The following is a 23,711-nucleotide window of genomic DNA, read 5'->3' as shown; positions in this document are numbered from 1 at the left end:
GGTTGAGTTATCGAACTCGACAAATAAAAACGCCAGTGGCGTTTTGCGCACTGGCGTCTAAGGTCGCTAAATAATACTGCAAAGATTATTCGAGTTTGGCTAAGCGTTGTTGATAGTCTTCAATCAGGTGCTGCATGATTTCTTCTGGCGCCGCATCGTCACAGCAATCGTCTAAAAAGATTTTAAAGGTGACTAAGGCATGGCCGTCATTTTTGAGTCTGTCACTCTGCATTGAGAAGTAAGCGTCTTCATTTTCGGCTTTACGAACCACAAACTTATTCGTTTCGAAGGTTTTTTCCCCAGAAAGCTCGTGCCATTTAGTGATGCGATTTAACGCGATCTCACAGGACTGGTTCATTTCAATATGATTTAACCAAGTAACGGGATGTTCAGGATCTTTGTAATGTGGACATCTAACTGTGTAGTTATATACATGGGTGATTGCAGTCATAGCGTACCTACCTGTTCGAGGATATTGTTGCCATCATAGGCATCGTTTTTGAATTCGGTCAATCATTAATTAAGTCTATATAGCCTTGATGTTTTTTGACGGAGAAGGATAGTTACTGCATGAAAATTAACCATTTACTTAATCTGTCATGTCTCTATTTAGCATGAGTTTTATGCCAATAACTTTGTGCTAGATCTCAGTTTTGGGTGAAGTTTCGCTTTTGCTGAATTACTGATTAATAAAGCAACAACTTGGTCGTCAGTAAGTCTTATTGATAAAAAGAGTTTACAGCGGAGTAAATAGGTTAATTAAACTTTGATGGGAGCTATACGGGTAACTGGCAGCATAAGTTGTCGCAGAGGAAACGCAGAAGGAAGAATGGACAGAGGCCCATTCGTTAGAACGGGCCTCTCAGCTGGCTTCATCTTTTGCAGGGAAAAAGCGAACTGGGGCCATCTTATCGGATCTGTAACAGTCTGTAACCCACAGAGATCACGTTTTTTATATCATTTTGCTATGAATATTTTAGGTTCAGATCCTTTCTTCTTGAATATGCTGATTTGTGAGTGTTTTGTCAGTGCAAAGGTGCATAGACACTGAGTTTTATGTTGGTTTTTGTTACTCAATTTTTAAGATAGCAACTTACCTCGCCATCTTGTTGATACAGGTGTAAAAAAGGCCCCAATAGTGCAGCAATAATCTGTGCACTATTGGGGCCTAAAACGAATTCATTGGAGGATGAAGTCGTGTTTACTCACTAGCAGGACAATAAGTCGTTATCCAGCAAGTTAGCGCACGATTGTTGTGTGCTAACTTGCGATTGGTAAGGTATGGCGATTACAGCGCATTAGTGAAGATCTGACAGATCTCCGCATGGGTCGCTTGTTTTGGATTGGTGAATCCACAGGCATCTTTTAACGCGTTATCCGCAAGTGTTGGAATATCTTCCGCTTTCACGCCTAATAAGGTCAGGTTTTCAGGGATCTTAACCGCAACAGACAGTTTTTTGATTGCCGCTATCGCCGCACTGGCACCTTGCTCATCTGTCATCGCAGACACATCCACGCCCATAGCCTTGGCAATGTCTTTTAAGCGAGCAGGGACGACCTGGGCGTTGTATTCCTGCACATGGGGCAGCAGCAGGGCGTTGCACACACCGTGGGGCAGATCGTAGAAACCGCCTAATTGGTGCGCCATCGCATGCACATAACCTAAGCTGGCATTGTTAAACGCCATACCCGCTAAGAACTGGGCGTAGGCCATTTGTTCACGGGCGTTGATGTCTTGACCGTTTTCAACTGCGTTGACTAAGTTAGCTTGAATCAATTCCATGGCCTTGATCGCACAGGCGTCGGTGATCGGGTTAGCAGCAATAGACACATAGGCTTCAACCGCGTGAGTCAGTGCATCCATACCGGTTGCGGCAGTTAGGCTCGCAGGCTTTTTCAGCATTAACTCAGGGTCGTTGACCGACAGCAAAGGCGTGGTGTGTTTATCGACAATCGCCATTTTAATGTGGCGGGCTTCGTCGGTAATGATACAGAAGCGCGTCATTTCACTGGCTGTGCCTGCCGTCGTATTAATGGCTACTAACGGCAACTGTGGTTTTGCGGATTGATCTAACCCTTCATAGTCTTTAATACTGCCGCCATTGGTGGCAACAAGGGCGATACCCTTGGCGCAATCATGGGGTGATCCGCCGCCGAGTGAAATCACAAAGTCACACTTGTTGGCTTTTAACAGGGCTAAACCCGCTTCGACGTTCGTCACTGTTGGGTTAGGTTGTACGCCATCATAGATGGTGGCGGTAATGCCATTTTGACCGAGTTTTTCGGCCACTTCACCCACTAAGCCAATCTTGACTAAGGGTTTATCTGTCACTATGAGTGCGTGTTTAAAGCCTAAGGTTTTGATGTCACCGATAGCATCATCCACTGCGCCTTGGCCTAATACGTTGACAGAAGGAATAAAAAATTTAGCAGCCATAAAATCCACCTATTTGCTTGTAAAGATTAAGTTGTGTTCTTTTCTGGTGATCAAGCTACCAATTTGGAGGTAGTGAAAGTGTGAGCTTGATCGAGTTCGGCGCTTATCTGAGGGTAATTTCCCACTAAAGTTGGAACTGGGTAACTAAATTTCGGACTTTTATGACGGGTATTAGTGTTGGCGTACGATATGGTTTTTTTAGCGTTGTTAGCGCCCCTGGTGATGCATCATTTCTGTGCATTTTTCGTTTACTTTTTATCCCACTTTCTTATCCAGAGTTTGACGGCTCAATTGTTAAATCTAACAGAGGTTAAACCTCATGAATACTCTCATTTGTAGCATTAACTCCAATTAATTAGTTTGATATCTAATATTAATTTATGCGTGCTGCTGTGGTTGTGGTAGGGCCGTAAGTCAAAGAAATCTATACATTTATCTTGTTTTTACAGATTAATTCTTTTTTACATAACTAACTTGTGAGCTTTGTCACTGTGCTATTTTAGGTTGATAGTTACATCACTAATCATTATCATGATTGTTAATTGAACGTTCAATTAACGTCGTTCAGAGTATTGAGATAGTGGTTATTCCTTGAGTATTTATGCCTAAAACCGCCATGAAATTGATACGCAGACAGCAGCTTATTGATGCGACATTAGCATCGGTTGCCTTGCATGGATTGCAGCACACGACCATCAACAGCATTAGTCAGTTGGCGGGGATGTCGTCGGGGATCATCAGTCATTATTTCAGTGGTAAGCAGGGCTTGATCCAAGCGACGCTGCGCCACTTGCTCGAGCAGTTAAAGCAAGCGTTGCTCAATCGAATCCAAGGACAAGTGTTGGCGCCAACAGAGCGCTTAATGATGATAGTTGAAGCGAATTTTACCGAGTTACAACGCTCGCGAAATGTCACTCACACTTGGCTGAGTTTTTGGGCACAGGCCGTCCACGATCCCCAGTTAGCCCGTTTGCAGAATATCAATAGTCGCCGCTTATACAGCAACTTACATTTTTCCTTTCGGCACGTGTTGCCCAAAGAGTTTGCCCTGATGGCTGCTGAGCAAACGGCGGCGATGATCGATGGATTCTGGTTACGCAGCGCCTTAAGTGAAACCCCTGAGCAGGATTTTGTTCAGGCCGAAAAATTATGCAAAACCTTTATCCACAATGTGATAAAGCAGCATGGAGTCAAAACATGTCAGTAGAAGTACAGTACAACTTTATTGCGGGTCAGTTGCTCGCAAACGATAGCGGCGAAACCTTCGACGTCGTCAATCCCGCCACGGGGCAATTGGCGTATCGAGTGCAAGTGGCCGATGAAAAAATTCAGCAAGCGGCCATCGAAAGCGCCAAAAAAGGCTTTGCGATTTGGTCTGCCATGAGTGCCACCGAACGCAGCCGTATTCTGTTAAACGCGGTCGCATTATTGCGGGCTCGTAATGATGAACTCGCGGCAATCGAAGTGTGCGACACAGGTAAACCTTGGCAAGAAGCCTCAGTGGTTGATGTGGTCACAGGCGCAGATGCTATCGAGTTTTTCGCCCATATTGCCCCTGGGCTTGAAGGCGCGCAGCAGCAAGTCGGTGGGGATTTTTATTACACCCGCCGCGAGCCCTTAGGCATTTGTGCTGGCATTGGCGCGTGGAATTATCCATTGCAAATCGCCTGTTGGAAGGCCGCACCTGCCTTAGCTAGCGGCAATGTGATGATTTTTAAACCTTCGGAAGAAACGCCGCTTGGCGCACTGAAATTGGCGCAACTCTTTAGTGAGGCGGGTCTGCCCGATGGCGTATTTAACGTCGTGATGGGTGACGGCAAGGTTGGCGCTTGGTTAACGGGGCATCCAGATATTGCCAAAGTGTCCTTCACGGGTGAAGTCGGTACCGGTAAAAAAGTCATGGCCGCGGCGGCAAGTTCATTAAAAGACGTCACTATGGAACTCGGTGGTAAATCACCGCTTATCGTGTTTGATGATGCTGATATCGACAATGCGGTTTCAGGTGCCATGCTCGGTAACTTTTATACCCAAGGTGAAGTATGTACCAATGGGACGCGGGTGTTTGTCCATGAGTCAGTTTATCCACGCTTTATCGAAAAACTGCTTATGCGTACTCAAACTAATATTGTGGTGGGCGATCCTATGGCGCCAGAGACTAACTTTGGCGCCTTGATCTCCAAAGATCACCAGCAAAAAGTACTCGATTATATTCAGCAAGGTATCGATGACGGCGCAACTCTGCTCACCGGTGGCACAGCATTAACGCCTGATAATGCTCCCAATGGTTACTTTGTTGCCCCGACGATTTTCACCCATTGCACCGACGAGATGCGCATCTGTAAAGAGGAAATCTTTGGCCCTGTGATGTCGGTACTCACCTTTAAAGAGGAAGCCGAAGTGATTGCTCGGGCAAACAATACCGCTATGGGCTTGGCCGCTGGGGTGTTTACTCAAGATATTAGCCGTGCTCATAGGGTCATTCATCAGTTACAGGCGGGTATTTGCTGGATCAATGCTTATGGCGCCTCGCCAGCCGAAATGCCTGTAGGTGGCTATAAGTTGTCGGGTATTGGCCGTGAAAACGGTAGCGAGACACTCAAGCATTACACCCAAGTTAAAGCCGTTTATGTGGGTCTGCAGCCCTTAGAAAGCCCATTTTAAGGAGGCATTTTGACTCAGTCATTAGAGCAAAAATATTATAACTACATCATAGTTGGTGCAGGATCAACGGGTTGTGTGCTCGCCAATCGCTTGTCAAAGGATCCTAAAAACGAAGTGCTGTTATTAGAAACCGGAGGCAGCGATAAGAGCATCTTTATTCAAATGCCTACGGCGTTATCAATTCCGATGAACAGCCCTAAATATGCTTGGCAGTTTGAAACTGAGCCTGAGCCGTATTTAGATAATCGCAAGATGCATTGTCCTCGGGGCAAGGTGCTTGGCGGTTCATCGTCGATCAACGGCATGGTATACGTTCGTGGTCATGCCAGGGACTTTGATGAGTGGCAGGCGCAAGGGGCGACCGATTGGGATTATAGCCACTGCTTACCGTACTTTAAGAAGGCGGAAACCTGGGCCTTTGGTGGTGATGAGTATCGCGGTGAGTCAGGGCCGTTAGGGGTGAATAACGGTAATCAAATGCAGAATCCTTTATATCAAGCCTTTGTGGATGCGGGCATTGCGGCGGGGTATTTATCGACCGCCGATTATAATGCGGCGCAGCAAGAAGGTTTTGGCCCTATGCATATGACGGTCAAAAAAGGCGTACGCTGGTCAACCGCCAATGCCTATTTACGCCCAGCGATGGCCAGACGTAACCTTACTGTGTTGACTCATACCTTAGTGCATAAAGTGTTATTGGAAGGGCAAGCGGCCGTTGGCGTTCGCATTGAGCACAAAGGTAAAGTTGAAGATATTCGTTGTAACAAAGATGTGATTTTAGCCGCGGGCTCAATAGGTTCGCCGCATTTGTTGCAATTATCAGGCATTGGTGATCCCCAAGTATTGGCTGATGCTGGGGTCGAGTTACAACATGAATTACCCGGTGTCGGCCAGAATTTACAGGATCATTTAGAGTTTTATTTCCAATTCAAATGCCTTAAACCGATTTCACTCAATGGCAAGTTAGATCCTTTCAGCAAGTTCTTAATCGGGGCCCGTTGGATCTTAGATAAGTCTGGCCTAGGGGCCACAAATCACTTTGAATCCTGTGGTTTTATTCGCTCAAAAGCGGGTCTGGAGTGGCCGGATTTACAGTACCACTTTTTACCTGCGGCCATGCGTTACGATGGCAAAGAAGCCTTTGCGGGTCATGGGTTTCAGGTACATGTGGGCCATAACAAGCCTAAGAGTCGTGGTGCCGTGACCTTAGTGTCGGCAGATCCTAAAGCGCCACCTAAGATCCAGTTCAATTATTTACAGCATCCCGATGATATTGAAGGCTTTAGGGCCTGCGTGCGCTTAACCCGTGAGATCATCAATCAAGCGCCATTCGATGAGTATCGCGGTGAGGAAATTCAACCCGGCACACAAGTGCAAACCGATGCGCAAATCGATGCCTTTGTGCGTCAATCGGTTGAGAGTGCATATCATCCTTCTTGTTCGTGCAAGATGGGCACAGATGCGATGGCGGTGGTGGATCCCGAAACCCGCGTGCACGGATTGCAGAATTTACGGGTGGTGGATTCTTCTATTTTCCCGACTATCCCGAACGGCAATTTGAACGCGCCGACCATAATGTTGGCTGAGCGCGCCGCGGATCTGATTTTAGAGGCTGAGATGTTAGTGCCAGCAGATTCCGCCGTTGTGGTTGCCGACGCTTGGCAAACCACACAAAGAAGTACTGCGACAAGTTAAAGCCATAAGTTAACAACACGCCTGCTCAGTCCGTCGTATCGACGGACTGGCGGCTTCAATTTTGAAGTGACTCATTAATTGATGGCTCAAAACTCATTAATTGATTACTCAAAAGGGTCATGATTCATTTTATCTAAAGGGTCGGTCAGCCCGCAGTGAGTGTGCAAATGACCGCTTTCACGACTGATCATCTATCAGGGTTTAACTATCGCGGAGTGTTTTTAAGTAGCGATATTTAAGGCTTGAGGGCAGAACGTTGCCTTTAAAAATGGTTCAGTTTTTATTATTAAATAAAAACATGGAGTTACATTTTATGGGTTTATATCCAGATGCCGACTTATACCCAGTATCGACTGGGACTGAGTGCTCATTATGACTTGGTTATTATCCGCAGGGATACTGTTCACTTTTGCCGCGATTGCGTTTGTGATTTATCGCTGGGGCAATATTCGCTGTATCGGCGTGACGCCTGTGCGTACTTTTACCTTTATCGCGATTCTGTTTACCTCAGGACTTGATGTCGGCTTGATCATGTTTCCGCTCACCGAGTTTGCGGGTTACGCCAATGTGGCGGCGAGTCCTGAATACGGCTTTAGTAATCCGCTGGCGATTGAGTTTGGCTTCTGGGCCTTCTTGATTTGGAGCTTCTACTTTTTAACCTGTTTTTATTTTTGTGTCATCGAGCCTAGGGTGAGATTCTTCGATATTCCTTGGGTTAAGTTCATCAATAATATCGTAATTATTGGCACCTGCGCCTTTACCGCCTATTTGCTATTGAGCAATTTACCTTGGTATTTACCCGAATTAGGTGATGGCGAAACCATAGTCGGTAGCTTCTATTTAATCGTATTTATGGTGATCGCCGCGGCTGTGTATTCTAGCACTAGCATACGTTATGTGCGTATCTTGAGTCTGGCGAGCACTTGGTTATTTTTAGGCTTGATTGCCATGATGTGGGCCAGTGCATTTTTATCGGCTGACTCGAGTGTGGGCGAGTTCTTTACGACCTTTGCCATGCTGGGTGACTACTTCGGCAATATTCAACATTTTGTGTTACCCATCAACGACTACCATGAGTTTTATCTGTTCTGGTGGTTTGCATGGAGCATTATGATTGGTCAATTTACCTCGCGCTTTGTTGGCGGGATGAAAACCTATCAAGTGCTGCTGGCCATGATGGTGTTTCCGTCTATCCCCATCGCGATTTGGTTCACTGTACTTTATTACTACAGCGCCAATGGCTTAGATACCTCGGGCTTCTATAATCTGGCGATGGTGATTGTGGGAATTACCTTTGTAATCAATTCACTCGACTCACTGGTGCGCCTCTATACCGATAATCTTAATTTGACCATTGAGCGGTTAGGCAAGTTTAAATATGTCAGCTTTAACTTAGTCTTGCTCTGCAGCCTGACATTACTCTTTCAATTAGACTTTCTTCAAATTCAATGGGTTGGTGCAATCGCACTGGGCCTGATCTTTAGCTGTTTTGGTTACATCATGATGACGCAATTGCAAACTGTTCGTGCCATTGAGCGCTCGCCAAAAGAGAACAAAATCGACTTTACTAAAATTGAGCTAGCCAACTAATGGAAAAATTAATAATGAAATCAAAATGTTTTTATCTTGTCGCTGGAGGGTTGTTATTGGTGTCAACAGCGGCCAATGCCGGATTATCGGCCACTGTGACGGCGACGTCGGATTACACTTTTAACGGTGTTAGCCAAACGGATAGCGGCCCAGCACTGCAAGGCAGTCTGGATTACGGTTTTGATTCGGGATGGTATGTGGGTGGGTTTACGTCGAACGTCGACTTTGGGGGGAACGATGACACTTGGTTGGAGCTCGATGCCTATGCGGGTAAGTTTTATCAGCTCAATGAGCAACTGAGTTTCGATGTCGGACTGGCTTATTACACTTACCACGGCGAGTCGTTTTCCGATGAGTACAACTATCCTGAGCTGTATAGCAAGTTAGGATATGATAGTTCACTGGGTCACTCTGAGGCTAAGTTGACCTATACATGGGATTACTTTGGTTTGGGTGGTGAGCATTACACTATGTTGCTTGGCCATACTGTCAGTGTCGCTGAAGGGCATGATATTCGCTTTAGTGTCGATCGCTCGACATCACTTGATGAGGATAAATGGTCATGGGATGGTGGCAAATCCTTTAATCATTTCCGTATCGCCTATCTGACCAGCTGGAGTGGCTTTGATTTTAGCCTTGCCGCCGAAGATACCAGCATGAACTTAGATACCAGTGACGAGCGTTTAGTGTTGTCGGTATCGCGTCAATTCATGTTGTAATCTAAGGGACTTTTACCATAAAAGTGCCTCCCGTGGGTGAGTTCAGTCGCGCTTTCTGGTAAGGTGCACTCGTTGCTTAGAATGGGGAGAATGAAAAGAACGATGGAAAAGTACGAACAACTGCTTATTTCGCTGCGCCGAGTGATACGCGCTATCGACATTCATTCTCGCCAGCTAAACAAACACTCAGGTTTAACTGGGCCGCAATTGATGGTGATGCAGAAAATCGCCCAATTGGATGCGCCATTGGCTAAAACCGTGGCGGAAGAAATTACGCTGAGCCCTGCAACTGTGACGACCATTATCGATCGACTCGAGGGCCGTGGTTTAGTGATCCGTCTGCGCAGTGAGACTGACAAACGTAAGGTGCATTTATACCTTAGCGATGCGGGCCGAGCGCTGTTACAGGACTCACCTAAACCGCTACAGGATCATTTTATTAAGCGTTATCAGAATCTTGAAGAATGGGAGCAGAGTCAATTGCTCTCAGCCGTTGAGCGTATCGCGACTATGATGGACGCCGATAAAATTGATGCGGCGCCTATGCTCTTGGTGGGGAAGATCCAAGGGGATGAGTAAGTTTCGTTTTTTCAACGACTAAAGTTATAAGATAAAAAAGCACTGAATTCTCAGTGCTTTTTTGCTTTTAGCCGATTAAGCGTTAGATCAGACTGCAGGGCAGCTTGTTTCTGTTACTGAATTGATGAGGATCTCTTGTACTGGTGTGTCTTGGAAGCCTTCGATATTTTTTGTTGGGACTATGCTGATTTGATCTGCCACCTCTATGCCGTCAACCACTTTGCCAAACACGGCATAACCATAACTACTCGCTGACGCGTCTAGATGTGGATTATCTAATACATTGATAAAGAACTGAGAGGCAGCGGTATCAGGTGCATTTGCTCTTGCCATCGCAATAGTGCCACGTTTGTTGCTAATACCGACTGCGGCTTCATTCTTGATTGAGGCACTGGTCGGTTTGCTTTTGAGACCAGTGGTAAAACCGCCGCCTTGGATCATAAAGTTATTGATGGTTCTATGGAATAAGGTGCCGTTATAGAAAGACTTATCAACATACTGCTTAAAGTTTTTACCTGTGATTGGCATGTTAGTTAAGTCAATGGCAAGTGTGATATCGCCTTTTGTGGTTTTCATTAAATAACACACATCCGCAGCTAAGGCTGGCGGAGTGGGATCGGGCGTCGGTGGCGTCGGCGTTAAATCACCATCTGTACTTCCTTCACAACCCGTCAAGGCTATGCAGCCGACAAATAGTAATCCTGATAACTTCTTCATTTCATATCCTTATTCTCAATCATCATTGGGGTGTTTTTGCTTTAGCATTCCATGGGCTTGAGCCACTGGCGTATATGTGAGGGCATATCAGGTTCCATGAATTTAATGTTGTTATTATGTTTCTATGCTGTAGCGAGACGAGATGTTGACAGAGGAGAGATAGGCTGTTCAAGTTATAAAACGCAATTGATACAAAGTGTTGCACTGATATCTGTGGTTAATATGTAACTTGACGTATTTGTTAGTATTAGTCTGAACACAATGACATAAAAATGACTTACGCTTGTCATGTTATTTCTATCCCTTTGCTCTTCACTTATTGCATGCTTTAGGAGCCATGCTTGCCCTCTTGCTGAACGCATGCCCCAATTTAGTGCATTCCACTCTTTATATCCTGATAGCTACTGAGCGCCAACTTAACTGAGTGCTTCTAGTAAGTTACTGATTTTTTGAAAATGTTTTTTGTTATTTCTCTGAAGTATTTATGTCATCTTCTTGTTACTTTTCGTTGGCATGGTTACTGTATATCTAAAGCTATGGATGAGCGGTCGCGGGGGCGACAAAATATGGGGCTGGAAAAGTTGCTGTATTTGCGGGGAGTTGGAGCAGAATTTACTGATTGTTTTGGCCAAAATATCCATATTTCCGAGGTAGACAGGCAAGGTATCTTGACCTGTATGTTACAGGAAAAAAACAGCGTGGCAGGGACTGCCATTGATGCTCCTGCTACAGAAGCGTTATCGAGTGATGCTGGGCTGACCTGTGTCGATGCGGTATTGACCGAAGCACTGATCGCGTCGCAAATTGATTTACTGGATGCCCGTCCTTGGACTCAGGTTCTACCTGAATTCCATTGGTGTTTTGTGGATGAACCTTGGATAAGCCTTTGTTTACCAGAAACCTATACCTCAGATCTGAGTGTGGCGATTGAATGCGAACAGGGTGAGTCCATCGTATTCGATGTGCCTTTCTCGGCGCTTAAGTCCATTGGCGATTACCGCATTGAACAAACGCTTTATCTACACTATCGCCTTGATCTTACGCAACAGGGATTCGCACGCCTCGATTTAGCTGAGGCCAAGACCCAAGCTTTCCCTGACAACTTAATGCCCGCCGAGACTGAGGCGGTGAATTTAGCGTCCTACTTCCTGAGCAGCCAAGAGTTCACTAACAACCCTGCATTCACAAAAAACCAAGACTCATTTGCGCATGCAGCCGACAAAAATGCGAGTGATTTCTCTGTGTTAGGTTTGGGCTTTCATCGCATAGCCTTAAGCTTAAAACATACCCTATCGACAAGTACACAAGCGGCAAGCTTGGCGCTAAAGAGCAGTGTGACGGCAGAGGCTGATACTCGTACTTTGTTCTCTGGCACCTTAATGGTGGCGCCGCGGGCCGCCTACCAAGGCGTACTCACGGCTGTCGCCCAAGGTAAACGCCATAAACCTTGGGGGATCAGCGTTCAACTCTACAGTTTGCGCAGCGAGAGCCAATGTGGCATTGGCGACTTTGGTGATTTAGAACAACTGATCGGGCTGGTGGCGGCGCAAGGCGCGGATTTTATACAACTCAATCCCTTGCATGCCCTCGACATTGCGGCGCCAGAGCATCCGAGTCCCTATAGTCCGTGCGATCGCCGTAGACTTAATCCTCTTTATATACAATTACAAAGTGTTCCTGAATACCAAGCACTTGCCACTGAATTTTCAAGCGCTTCTTGGGTAGAGGCTATCGCCTTACTGAATCGTGATAATTGGCTCGATTATCCTAAAGTGAGCGAGCTGAAATACCGTGCCTTTGAGCAGTTATATCGCGTTTTTTGTGATACGCATCTGGCGAACGACACGCCCAGAGCGCAAAGATTCCATGAATTTGTGCGTGAGCAGGGCAGTGCGCTACAAGAGTTTGCTCAAGCGGAATATTTGCGTAGTCCTAAAGCGTTTGTGCAAGAGGAAGGTTTCTATCTTTACCTGCAATTTGTGGCTGAAAAGCAGTTACACCTCTGTCAGCTAAAAGCTAAAGAGGTGGGGATGGGGCTGGGATTGATCCGTGATTTGGCCGTCGGTGCAGCGCTGCAGGGCAGTGAAGTACAGGCTAATGCCGAGCAGTTTTGTTTAAATGCCAGCATAGGTGCACCGCCCGATCCCTTTGCACCCCAAGGACAAAATTGGGGCTTAACGCCACTCGATCCGGTTAAGTTAAAACAACATAATTTTAGTCATTTTATCGCCTTGATCCGCGCCAATATGGAAAGCTGTGGTGCTTTGCGTATCGATCATGTGATGGGCTTACTGCGACTCTGGTGGTGGCCGCTGGATAAGCAACTCGGTCACGGTGCCTATGTGTATTATCCCGTCGAAACCTTGCTTGCCATCGTTTGCCTTGAGAGCCAACGTGCTCGCTGTGTGGTGATTGGCGAAGATTTAGGACTGGTGCCACCTGACATTATTCATCGTCTCTACACTTCTGGCATTTATTCCAACGAGTTGTTCTATTTCTGCAAAGACCATCAAGGCTTTAAATCACCGGATCAATATAAGTCCCAAAGCTTAATGATGCTGGCGAACCACGATGTGCCGACTTTAGTGGCTTGGTGGTGTGGCAGCGATTTACACCTGCGTCGACAGTTATCCCTGTTTGAAACTGACGACCAGCTAGGCGAGGCGCTTGCTGGGCGTGAACATGAAAAGCAGCAACTCATTTCACTGTTAGTCGCTCAAGGTCTGTTAGCCGAGGTGGCGATAGCCGAACTCGATATTCAAACTTTGCTCACGGCTTGGATGACCTTAGGAGCTTGCGGTAATAGTGCGCTATACAGCGTGCAACTGTGCGATTTATTAGCCGATCGCCATGCGGTGAACATTCCCGGTACTTGGCTCGAATATCCAAATTGGCAGCGTCGCCTGCCGCTGAATTTAACGCAAGTGTCGACTTCGCCAGAGATACTGCAGCGATTACAAAATATCGCTGTGGCGAGACAGCTACCGAGCTAAATCTAGCACCAGCGAAAGGCTGCCTATGTCGCACCACATTATGCCATCCCTAAAGATGAGATTATTAGGGGGATGTGGGTAAAGAGTGCCAATTTGCAAGTTTAATTGACTGATAAACGGAAGAAAAATGATGACTCAAGCCAATGCCTATTTCTACGATGGTGCCGACGTCGCCCTACTTAATGGTCAATACACTGATGTTTTTTCGCTCTTGGGTATGCACAGTGCCAACGAGGGTAAGGCATTAATTGTTCGTTGTTTTTTTCGCAATGCCCTCAGTGTGGATGTGATCAGCATTAAAGATGGCCGCAAAGTGGCGAGTCTGGATAAGGTCAACGAGCAGGGACTGTTCGCCGGCACTTTGGGACGACGCGTCAAGCCGTTTCTCTACTTGCTACGGGTGGAATATCCCCTGTGTCAGTTAGATATAGTCGACCCTTATCAGTTTAATTCACTGCTCAATAGTGATGATATTTACCTGTTTGGTGAAGGCAGCGCCGAGCGCGCCTATGAATTTTTAGGTGCCAACTGGCGTCAAACCCAAGGCGTCGAAGGTGTGCATTTTTGTGTGTGGGCACCCAATGCTAAGCGGGTGTCTGTGGTGGGAGATTTTAACCATTGGGATGATACTCGCCATGTGATGCGCCAACATATAGCCAATGGTTTATGGGAGCTATTTTTACCCAATGTGGCTGAAGGTGCACACTATAAGTTTGATTTGGTTTATCAAAATGGTGAGCGCCATACTAAATCCGATCCTATGGCAACCCAAATGGAATGCGCGCCCCACAATGCTTCTATCGTGCCCAAAAAAGCCCACCATAGCTGGAATGATACCGCTTGGATGAGTAAGCGAGCGGCGACTGCTTGGCATAAAGCGCCCATGTCGGCCTACGAAGTGCACTTAGGTTCGTGGCGTCGTAAGGGAGAGCAAGGCGAGCAATATCTTGATTATCAAGACTTGATTGAACAGCTTATTCCCTATGTGAAGGAGCAAGGCTTTACCCACATCGAACTGATGCCGATCAGCGAGTTTCCCTTTGATGGTTCGTGGGGATATCAGCCTGTGGGTCTCTATGCGCCTACCCACAGATTTGGCGATGCCAATGGGTTAAAGGCCTTTGTGGATGCCTGCCATCAGGCGGGGATTGGTATTATCCTCGATTGGGTGTCGGCGCATTTCCCTAAGGATCCCCACGGCTTAGTGCGTTTTGATGGCACATGTCTGTATGAACATGAAGATCCTCGCAAGGGTACACATCCCGATTGGGATACCCTGATTTATAACTATGATCGCGGTGAAGTGCGCAGCTTCTTGTTGAGTAATGCTTGTTATTGGCTGCGGGAGTTTCATTTTGATGGCCTGCGTCTCGATGCCGTGTCTTCTATGTTGTATCTCGATTACAGCCGCGAGCCGGGCCAATGGCTGCCTAATGCCTATGGTGGACGGGAGAATCTCGAGGCTATCAGTTTCTTACAAATTTTGAATCAACGCTTGTACCAAGCTTTCCCCGGCATTTGCATGATTGCCGAAGAGTCCACCGCTTTTGCGGGGGTGACTAAGCCGACGGATCAGCAAGGTCTTGGCTTTGGTTTTAAGTGGAATATGGGATGGATGAACGACAGCTTAAGCTACTTAGGCCGTGACCCGTTTTACCGCCAGTTCCACCATCATCAATTGACCTTCAGTTTAATGTACGCCTATACCGAGCAATTTATGTTGTCCGTGAGTCACGATGAAGTGGTCCACGGCAAGGGTTCGTTGCTGCATAAAATTCCCGGTGATGATTGGCAGAAATTTGCAACTCTGCGTGCCTATTACGGTTTTATGTGGGGGCATCCAGGTAAGAAATTACTCTTTATGGGCTGCGAGTTTGGTCAGCGAAATGAGTGGAACCATAACCAGAGTTTAGATTGGCACTTATTGGCTTACAAGCCGCACCAAGGCGTCCAGCGTTGGCTTAAAGATCTCAATCACTTATATCAAAAAATGCCAGCCTTATCGGTTCAGGATTACGAGGGCGCAGGATTTAGTTGGCTAGATTGTGAGAATAGCCGCGACAGCATCTTTACCTTTGTGCGTTACGGGTTAGCGGGTGATGCGCCGTTAGTGTTTGTCATCAACATGACGCCCCAATTACACACTGGGTTCCGTATTGGTTTGCCTTTGGCGGGGGATTACCGCGAATATCTTAATAGCGATAGCCAGATTTATGGTGGCAGTAATCAAGGTAATGCGGGCACTGTGGTTGCTGAGTCGCTGCCGTGGCAAGGAATGGCGCAGAGCGCGCTGATCACTGTGCCGCCCTTGGGCTGCCTAGTGATAGGGCCTGCAACTGGATTGGCTGAGGCTAACTAGCATGCAAAAGCCCACGGCTGATGATATTAAGCTCAACCCTGACGCTAAAAACCACCCATTTCAAAGCGAAAAATGGGCGTTAGGGGTAGGTGAGCCTTTTCCGCTCGGTGCTAATGTTGAGGGCGATGGCGTTAACTTTGCGTTATTTTCAGCTAACGCCACAGCGGTCGAGTTATGTTTATTTGATGACAATGGCGAGCAAGAAGTCGCGCGTATTGCGTTAACTGAACAAACCCAGCAAATCTGGCATGTGTTTGTGCAAGGGCTTAAGGCGGGGCAACTCTACGGTTATCGCGTTTATGGCTCCTATGAGCCTCAGCTTGGTCACAGATTTAACCCCAATAAATTATTGCTCGACCCCTATGCGCGCCAGCTCGTTGGTGAATATCGCGACCATGAGTCTAACTATGGTTACGAGCTGAACCACATGGATGAAGATTTATCTTTCAGTAAGTTAGATAACGCTGCCTATGTGCCAAAATGCAAGGTCGTGGACATTCGTCCATTAATCAAGATAGCTGCCAAGCAGTCGATTCAGCCCCTTGCGACGAGGTTTCAGCCCAAACCCCTAGAGCGCAGCATCATTTATGAGATGCACGTTAAAGGCTTTACGGCGGTGCATCCTGAGATTGAACCCCATAAACGTGCCACCTTTGCGGGTTTAGCGACTCAGCCAGCTATCGATTATTTGGCCGAACTTGGGGTGACGTGCGTCGAGTTACTTCCTGTACAGGCCTTTTTCACTGAGCCATTTTTGCTCGAGAAAAAGCTCACTAACTATTGGGGTTACAACAGTATCGGTTTTTTTGCCCCTGAGCCGAGTTATCTGTCATCCGACGATATTGGTGAGTTTCGGGCCATGGTGGATGCACTTCACGGCGCAGGTATCGAAGTGATCCTCGATGTGGTCTATAACCACAGCGCCGAGGGGAGTCGACTTGGGCCGACCTTTAGTTTTCGTGGCATAGATAATCTCAGTTATTACCGTCTGCATCCGAATGATAAGCGTTTTTATATTAATGATACGGGTTGCGGAAACACCTTAAATATCAACCATCCACGCATGTTGCAGCTAGTGCTTGATTCGCTGCGTTACTGGGTAGAAATCATGGGCGTCGATGGGTTTCGCTTCGACTTAGCGGCCTGCCTAGGTCGCGAGGCCTATGGTTTTGATGCCGGCTCAGGTTTCTTCGATGCATTGTTACAAGACCCTGTTTTGTGCCGAGTGAAATTAATTGCTGAGCCTTGGGATATCGGCCCCGGTGGTTATCAATTGGGCAATTTCCCCGTGGCTTTTAGCGAATGGAATGACAGATATAGAGACACTATGCGCCGCTTTTGGCGAGGCGATCACAGCATGTTGCCCGAATTTGCCAGACGTTTTCACGGCTCGGGGGATTTTTTTGAGCACAGTGGCCGTCCACCTGCGACCAGTCTTAATTTTTTAACCAGTCACGACGGTTTTACACTTAAAGACTTGGTGAGTTATACCCAGCGCCATAACTTGGCAAATGGGGAGGATAATCGCGACGGTCACCAAGAAAACTTCAGCCATCATTATGGGATTGAAGGGGAAACCGAAGATAGCGCAATTCTGGAGCTTCGCAGTCGTCAACAACGTAACTTATTGACTACGCTATTTTTATCTCAAGGTGTGCCTATGTTGTTGAGCGGTGATGAGACGGGCCGCACTCAGCAAGGCAACAATAATGCCTATTGCCAAGACAATGAACTGAACTGGTTTGATTGGTCGGCAAAGGGCATGGACACTGAGTTGTTGGCCTTTACTCAACAGCTTATTGCCCTGCGGAAACGTTTCCCGCTGTTATGTGCTAAGCGTTTCATTCACGAACAGTTATTGGCTGAATCCTTAGCCGATATTGGTACTCGATTAGATTGGTTTAGTCGCCAAGGTGAACAAATGACCAAGAGCTTGTGGACCGAATCTATGTGCCGCAGTTTGTCTGTGGTGCTTTCCGGTGATTTAGAAGATCAAGGCAAGCAGCAAGCTTTGCTGTTGATGGTTAATGCCGACGACAATCCTCTCGCTTTTACCCTGCCGACATTCGAGCACTTGAGTCCGTGGCAATGCCTTATTCATACCCAAACTGAGCCGCTGGATGTTCAGATCTCTGCGACGCGATACTTACTGCAAGATCGTAGTCTCATGCTTTTTCATGCTGATTTGATTTTATAGGAAATGAAGGAATTAACTATGAGTGACAAAAGCGAGCTGAGCCCCAATACCAGCGAAAAACCAGTAACACTAGCTCAGTCAAAAGCCGCGAGCAAGAAGGCTCCCGCTAAGCGTCAGACTAAGTCTAAAGCCGCTGAGCCCTGTGAACCCTGCGATGCTTTGCCCGCTTCTTTTGAGCGCCATTTACGTTATGGACTCAGCCGTGGCGAAGGCGTGAGCTGCGAATTATTTCAAGCGTTAGCTTACAGCGTGAAAGAACAGATGCTAGATAATTGGCGTCAGACTCGAGTGGATGACAGCCATTTTAAGCGCAAGCAAGTGGCGTATTTATCCCTCGAATTTTTGATGGGCCGAGCACTAGGTAATGCACTACTGAGTTTAGATTTGCAACAAGATAGCCGTGATGCCTTGAGCAACTATGCCGTATCGCTAGAAGAGTTAGAAGAGGCCGAACATGATGCTGGTTTAGGCAATGGCGGCCTAGGTCGATTAGCCGCGTGTTTCCTCGATAGCTGCGCCAGCATGGACTTATCAGTGACAGGCTATGGCATACGTTACGAATATGGCATGTTCGCCCAGAAGATAGTCGACGGTTACCAAGTTGAACGCCCTGACCGTTGGTTGCGCGAAGGCAATCCGTGGGAAGTGCGTGTCCCTACTCACAACGTAATAGTGCCATTTTTTGGTCATACCGAATCCTATGTCGATAAACAAGGCCGTCGGCACATTATTTGGGTTGAAACCCAAGATGTGCTCGCCGTTGCCTATGACATGCCAGTTCCTGGTTATCGCAATGGGCGGGTAAATACCTTGAGATTGTGGAAGGCTGAAGCGACCGATGATTTTGATTTAGCTGAGTTTAACCAAGGCGACTACACGGAAGCCGTGGCCCGTAAAAACTTGGCCGAGCAGATCACTATGGTGCTCTATCCTAATGATGCGAGCGAGAACGGCAAAGAGCTGCGATTACGTCAGCAATACTTTTTATCCTCCGCTAGCTTGCAGGATTTACTCAAACGTTGGGTGAGTCGTCATGGTCATGATTTTACGCAGTTTGCCGCTAAAAATGTCATGCAGTTGAATGACACTCACCCTAGCATTGCCGTGCCTGAGTTGATGCGGTTATTGATCGACGAATACGGTTTGGAATGGGACAGTGCGTGGGCGATTACCAGTCAGACCATGGCTTACACCAACCATACCCTGTTGCCTGAAGCATTAGAGCGTTGGCCCGTGCGTATGATGGCGCAAATGTTGCCACGCATCTTAGAAATCATTTATGAAATCAACGCCCGTTACTTAGATATAGTCGCCCACCATTGGCCAGGAAATAGTGAGAAATTGGCGAGTATGTCAATTATTCAAGATGGTCCACATCCCCATGTGCGTATGGCGTATTTGGCGATTGTGGCGAGTTTCTCGGTCAACGGTGTCGCGGGTTTACACACGCAACTACTCAAATCTGGGTTGTTTAAGGATTTCTATGAGTTGTGGCCGCATAAGTTTAATAACCGTACCAATGGTGTGACGCCAAGGCGTTGGCTTGCCCATTGTAACCCTGCCTTAGCTAAGTTACTGACCGCCCATTTAGGTCAAGAATGGGTGACAGACTTAAGCCAGTTAACGGCGCTCAATGCCCTCACACAGGACAATGCGTTTATCCAAAAATGGCGTGATGTGAAGCAAGCCAACAAGGCTTTGCTGGCTAAGATGATTGTTAAGGAATGTGGGGTTGAGTTCGATCCGGCGATGCTGTTTGACGTGCAAGTGAAGCGTATTCACGAATATAAACGTCAGTTACTCAATATCTTGCATGTGATCCATCTCTATCACCAGATCCAGCAAGGCCACACCGAAAACATGGTGCCACGTTGTGTATTGATCGGCGGTAAAGCGGCGCCCGGTTACTTTATGGCTAAGTTGATCATCAAGCTCGCCAGCAATGTTGCTCATATGGTCAATTCCGATCCTATGGTGACGCCTTACCTACGCTTTGCTTTCTTACCAAACTACAACGTCAGCGCCATGGAAAAAATCTGTCCGGGGACTGACTTATCCGAGCAAATTTCAACCGCGGGCAAAGAGGCATCGGGCACGGGCAATATGAAGTTCATGATGAACGGCGCCCTGACAATCGGCACTATGGATGGCGCCAATATCGAGATGTTAGAGGAAGTGGGCTCAGAGAACTTCTTCCTGTTCGGACTCAATGCGGAGCAGGTCTCGCAGGTACGTAGTCACTATCATCCGCGCAGTATTATTGATGATTCACCGGCGTTATCTGAGGTGATGAAGTTACTCAAAAGTGGTCACTTCAATCTGCTGGAGCCGGGGATTTTCGATCCCATTATTACCGCCATCGAAAGTAGCGACGATCAATGGATGACGGCCGCCGACTTTGACAGTTACCGAGTCGTGCAAGAAGCCGTGGCGCGGGCCTATAAAGATCCGCAGGTGTGGACGCAGATGAGTATTCGCAATACCGCCGCCAGTGGACGTTTTTCGAGTGATGTGACGATCGCGGGTTATCGCGATGAAATTTGGAAACTGTAGGGTTGGGCTTTGGGTTATAAGTCTCTTGTTATAGCGGATGAGTATAAGTGTTTGAAAGGAATGCAGCAATCAATGGAAGGAATGGGGAATGCAAGTGAGAAATACTCAGGGGAGTACGGCAGTGTCTGCCGTATCGATAAGCCATTTATGGGCAATCAGTTTGCCGATTTCGGAGTAAGAGCCTATGTCTAATGTTCGTTATATCAGTAATTTAACTCGTGAAACCTATGCGTTGATTTTAGCTGGTGGGCGCGGGTCTCGCTTGCATGAACTCACGGATTGGCGTGCTAAACCTGCACTGTATTTCGGTGGTAAGTTTCGTATTATCGATTTCCCGCTCTCAAATTGTATCAACTCGGGTATTCGTCGTGTCGGGGTTGTGACTCAGTACAAGTCGCATTCTTTGATCCGTCATGTTATGCGCGGTTGGGGCCATTTTAAGAAGGAGCTGGGCGAGTCGGTGGAGATTTTACCCGCTTCACAACGCTATTCGGAAAACTGGTACCAAGGCACGGCCGATGCGGTATTTCAAAATATCGATATCATTCGCCACGAGCTGCCTAAATACGTGATGGTGTTGTCTGGCGATCACGTGTATCGCATGGATTATGCTGGGTTATTAGCTGCCCATGCCGAGTCGGGTGCAGATATGACTGTCTCTTGCCTTGAAGTGCCGATTGCCGAAGCTGCGGGTTCGTTTGGGGTGATGGAAGTCGATGAAGAGATGCGCATTTTAGGCTTTGAAGAAAAGCCGCTGCAACCTAAGCATTCTCCGGGTAATCCTGAAATGTGTTTAGCATCTATGGGCAACTATGTGTTTAACACAGAGTTTTTGTTTGACCAGCTCAAGAAAGATGCCTTAAACGAAAGCTCAGATCGGGATTTTGGTAAGGATATTATTCCTGCGATCATCGAAAAACATAATGTGTTCGCCTATCCCTTTAAGAGTGCTTTCCCAAATGAGCAAGCCTATTGGCGCGATGTGGGTACGCTAGACTCTTTCTGGCAAGCGAATATGGAACTGTTATCGCCTACGCCAGCACTGAATTTGTACGATGCGAAATGGCCAATTTGGACTTTCCAAGAACAATTACCACCCGCTAAATTTGTGTTTGATGACGATGATAGACGCGGTATGGCGTTGGACTCGATTGTTTCGGGCGGTTGTATTATTTCGGGGGCGACAGTGCGCCGTAGTGTATTGTTTAACGAAGTGCGCGTTTGTTCTTATTCGTTAGTTGAAGATTCAGTAGTGCTACCCGATGTAGTCGTGCTGCGCCATTGCAAAATCAAGAATGCGATACTTGACCGTGGCTGCATTATTCCCGAAGGCATGGTGATAGGTTATAACCATGATCACGACAGAGCTAAAGGCTTTAGGGTGTCCGAAAAAGGCGTGACTTTAGTGACCCGTGACATGCTAGGTTTGCCTGTAGGCTATGAATAGTGCTTTGATCATTAAAGTAAAAATGGCTTAGGTATAGGCAGCTTAATAAAAGCTGCACAGTTGAAGTAGCGGGAGTATCCAATTAATTGAAACAACGCATTTTGATGGTCGCGGCTGAAAACGGTGCCCTTGCGGGCGCCAAGGTTGGCGGTATGGCGGATGTCATCCGTGATTTACCCGCCGCTTTGGCGGGTGTTGATTTGTGCGCCGATGTGATCATGCCAAGCTATGGCTTTTTGACTGCGGTAGCGAATCAACCCCAAGATCTGGGTGAGTTAACTGTGGCTTTTGGCGGCCGATTGGAGCGGGTGCATGTGTTTGCCATGCCCCATCCCCATGTGCCAGAGGCGATGATTTATCTGCTCGAACATGCATTATGGCAATCCGTACCTGGGCAGATTTATAGCCAAGGCAGTGCCGAGCGTCCTTTTGCCGACGATGCAACTAAGTTTGCTTTCCTTTGCGCGAGCGTCGCGACAGCATTAGTTACTGGTAGAGTGCCTATGCCGACAGTGCTGCATTTACATGACTGGCATGCGGGCTGCTTAGCCATGTTAAGAGCATTCGTGCCTGAGTTCAGTGCTCTCAAAGAAATTGAGTGTGTGTTCTCTATCCACAATCTTGCGTTGCAGGGGATACGTCCCTTAAGCCAAGATTCATCCTCCTTTGCGGCTTGGTTTCCAGAGCTGTTTGCCACTTTGACGCAGGGGCAAAAACAGTTAATTACCGATCCCCGTTATCCCTACTGTGTTAACCCTATGCGCATGGGCATAGTGCTGAGCGACAAAGTGCATTTAGTCTCACCCAGTTACGCCAAGGAAGTGTTGCAGCCCTCCAGACCAGAAGCGGGATTCTTTGGTGGCGAAGGGCTAGAGCAAGACTTACAGGTCAAGGCCAATGATGGCAAAGTGGTGGGGATTTTAAATGGCTGTGTATATTCGTCAGTATCGGATTTACCCGCTAAGCCACCTGCGCGTATTCAAATACCCGAGTTCAAGCAACTGCTCAGTGCGGTTGAAACTGCGTTAGTGCAATGGCAGGGGCATCAAACGCAAGTGAGTGGCGTGGACATGATTGCTTTTGCCCGCACCCAAGCCCATTGGCGTCAAGCAATGGCGGAGCAAGTACCGAGTCTGTTATTGACTTCGGTGGGCCGCTTGACCGATCAAAAAGTATTATTGCTGCGCCATCAATTGCCCTCGGGTTTATCTGTGCTTGAAACCTTACTTAACGCGTTGAAGCAGACAAAACCGACGGCACTGCTGATTTTACTCGGCAGTGGCGATGCATCCATTGCTAAGTCTTTCCAAGCGTTAGGGGCTAAATACGATAACCTATTATTTTTGCAAGGATATAACGAGGCGTTATCCGAAGCACTGTATCAGCATGGCGATCTATTTTTGATGCCAAGCTCCTTTGAGCCCTGTGGCATCAGTCAAATGTTGGCCATGCGCGCGGGACAGCCATGCTTAGTGCATAGTGTAGGCGGTTTAAAGGATACCGTTGAGGATGGCGTTAATGGTTTTGCTTTTAACGGCAATAGCTTAAATGAGCAGGCCGAAGCGTTTCTGCAAAGGTTGGTGCAAGCCATTGCCTGTTTCGAGGGGAAAACATGGCCACATGTGCGTGCTGCGGCCATGGCACAGCGTTTTGACTGGCATTCTATTGCAGAGCAATATCGTCAACAACTCTATTGCAAAATGTAATGTGGTAAGTCCAAAGTGTGATGCGGCAAAGGGAATTAACGCATGATTTCTAAGTGAT

At 47.3% G+C, this 23,711-nt stretch carries 16 protein-coding genes; 13 read left to right on the top strand and 3 right to left on the bottom strand.

Annotation, left to right across the window (positions count from 1 at the left end; genetic code table 11):
• Positions 1-85: 85 nt before the first annotated feature.
• Both L5M51_RS08665 and yiaY read right to left on the bottom strand, forming a co-directional pair.
• A complete protein-coding gene (locus tag L5M51_RS08665) occupies positions 86-451 on the bottom strand; it encodes a hypothetical protein (protein WP_028760718.1) in 366 nt (121 codons plus the stop codon).
• An 837-nt stretch (positions 452-1,288) separates the two neighbouring features.
• A complete protein-coding gene (gene yiaY, locus L5M51_RS08660; RefSeq protein WP_263167149.1) occupies positions 1,289-2,437 on the bottom strand; it encodes an L-threonine dehydrogenase in 1,149 nt (382 codons plus the stop codon).
• Positions 2,438-3,038: 601 nt separating this feature from the next.
• Here yiaY and betI point away from each other — a divergent pair.
• The 6 genes from betI to L5M51_RS08630 all read left to right on the top strand — a co-directional run bounded on the left by betI (position 3,039) and on the right by L5M51_RS08630 (position 9,681).
• Entirely contained in the window at positions 3,039-3,644 is a 606-nt protein-coding gene (gene betI, locus L5M51_RS08655) for a transcriptional regulator BetI (protein WP_198572099.1), read from the top strand.
• Entirely contained in the window at positions 3,635-5,098 is a 1,464-nt protein-coding gene (gene betB, locus L5M51_RS08650) for a betaine-aldehyde dehydrogenase (RefSeq protein WP_263172359.1), read from the top strand. The genes betI and betB overlap by 10 nt, the downstream gene beginning before the upstream one ends.
• 9 nt (positions 5,099-5,107) lie before the next feature.
• Entirely contained in the window at positions 5,108-6,793 is a 1,686-nt protein-coding gene (gene betA / locus L5M51_RS08645) for a choline dehydrogenase (protein ID WP_263172357.1), read from the top strand.
• 372 nt (positions 6,794-7,165) lie between these two features.
• Complete coding sequence (locus L5M51_RS08640; RefSeq protein ID WP_263172356.1) at positions 7,166-8,383, top strand: BCCT family transporter; 1,218 nt, start codon at positions 7,166-7,168, stop codon at positions 8,381-8,383.
• A gap of 14 nt (positions 8,384-8,397) precedes the next feature.
• Positions 8,398-9,102, top strand: a complete 705-nt coding sequence (locus L5M51_RS08635) for a TorF family putative porin (protein WP_263172354.1) — start codon at positions 8,398-8,400, stop codon at positions 9,100-9,102.
• A 102-nt stretch (positions 9,103-9,204) separates the two neighbouring features.
• Positions 9,205-9,681: a MarR family winged helix-turn-helix transcriptional regulator gene (locus tag L5M51_RS08630; protein ID WP_006080852.1), complete on the top strand. Its 477-nt coding sequence runs from the start codon at positions 9,205-9,207 to the stop codon at positions 9,679-9,681.
• An 87-nt stretch (positions 9,682-9,768) separates the two neighbouring features.
• On the opposite strand, the gene L5M51_RS08625 is transcribed toward L5M51_RS08630, so the two are convergent.
• The gene (locus L5M51_RS08625) at positions 9,769-10,398 is read right to left on the bottom strand and encodes a peptidylprolyl isomerase (protein WP_028760712.1); all 630 of its coding nucleotides are present in this window, start codon (positions 10,396-10,398) and stop codon (positions 9,769-9,771) included.
• Positions 10,399-10,964: 566 nt separating this feature from the next.
• On the opposite strand from L5M51_RS08625, the gene malQ reads away from it, so the two are divergent.
• The 7 genes from malQ (at position 10,965) to L5M51_RS08590 (ending at position 23,653) form a co-directional block, all read left to right on the top strand.
• The gene (gene malQ, locus L5M51_RS08620; RefSeq protein ID WP_263172352.1) at positions 10,965-13,391 is read left to right on the top strand and encodes a 4-alpha-glucanotransferase; all 2,427 of its coding nucleotides are present in this window, start codon (positions 10,965-10,967) and stop codon (positions 13,389-13,391) included.
• A 127-nt stretch (positions 13,392-13,518) separates the two neighbouring features.
• Positions 13,519-15,750 (top strand): 1,4-alpha-glucan branching protein GlgB, encoded by a 2,232-nt coding sequence (glgB, locus tag L5M51_RS08615; RefSeq protein WP_263172351.1) that lies wholly within the window; start codon positions 13,519-13,521, stop codon positions 15,748-15,750.
• 1 nt (position 15,751) lies between these two features.
• Positions 15,752-17,947, top strand: a complete 2,196-nt coding sequence (glgX, locus tag L5M51_RS08610; RefSeq protein ID WP_173497054.1) for a glycogen debranching protein GlgX — start codon at positions 15,752-15,754, stop codon at positions 17,945-17,947.
• 18 nt (positions 17,948-17,965) lie between these two features.
• On the top strand, positions 17,966-20,500 hold the full coding sequence (locus tag L5M51_RS08605; protein WP_173497055.1) for a glycogen/starch/alpha-glucan phosphorylase: 2,535 nt from the start codon (positions 17,966-17,968) through the stop codon (positions 20,498-20,500).
• 60 nt (positions 20,501-20,560) lie between these two features.
• Entirely contained in the window at positions 20,561-20,692 is a 132-nt protein-coding gene (locus tag L5M51_RS08600; protein WP_263145093.1) for a hypothetical protein, read from the top strand.
• Positions 20,685-21,947 (top strand): glucose-1-phosphate adenylyltransferase, encoded by a 1,263-nt coding sequence (gene glgC / locus L5M51_RS08595; protein ID WP_006085131.1) that lies wholly within the window; start codon positions 20,685-20,687, stop codon positions 21,945-21,947. The genes L5M51_RS08600 and glgC overlap by 8 nt, the downstream gene beginning before the upstream one ends.
• 86 nt (positions 21,948-22,033) lie before the next feature.
• A complete protein-coding gene (locus tag L5M51_RS08590; protein WP_263145091.1) occupies positions 22,034-23,653 on the top strand; it encodes a glycogen synthase in 1,620 nt (539 codons plus the stop codon).
• Positions 23,654-23,711: the final 58 nt, after the last annotated feature.

Source organism: Shewanella sp. SM73, from assembly GCF_025653795.1.
Taxonomy (GTDB): Bacteria; Pseudomonadota; Gammaproteobacteria; order Enterobacterales; family Shewanellaceae; genus Shewanella; species Shewanella oncorhynchi.
Note: the sequence above shows the minus strand (reverse complement) of the source record. Positions and strands in the feature narration are given on the sequence as shown.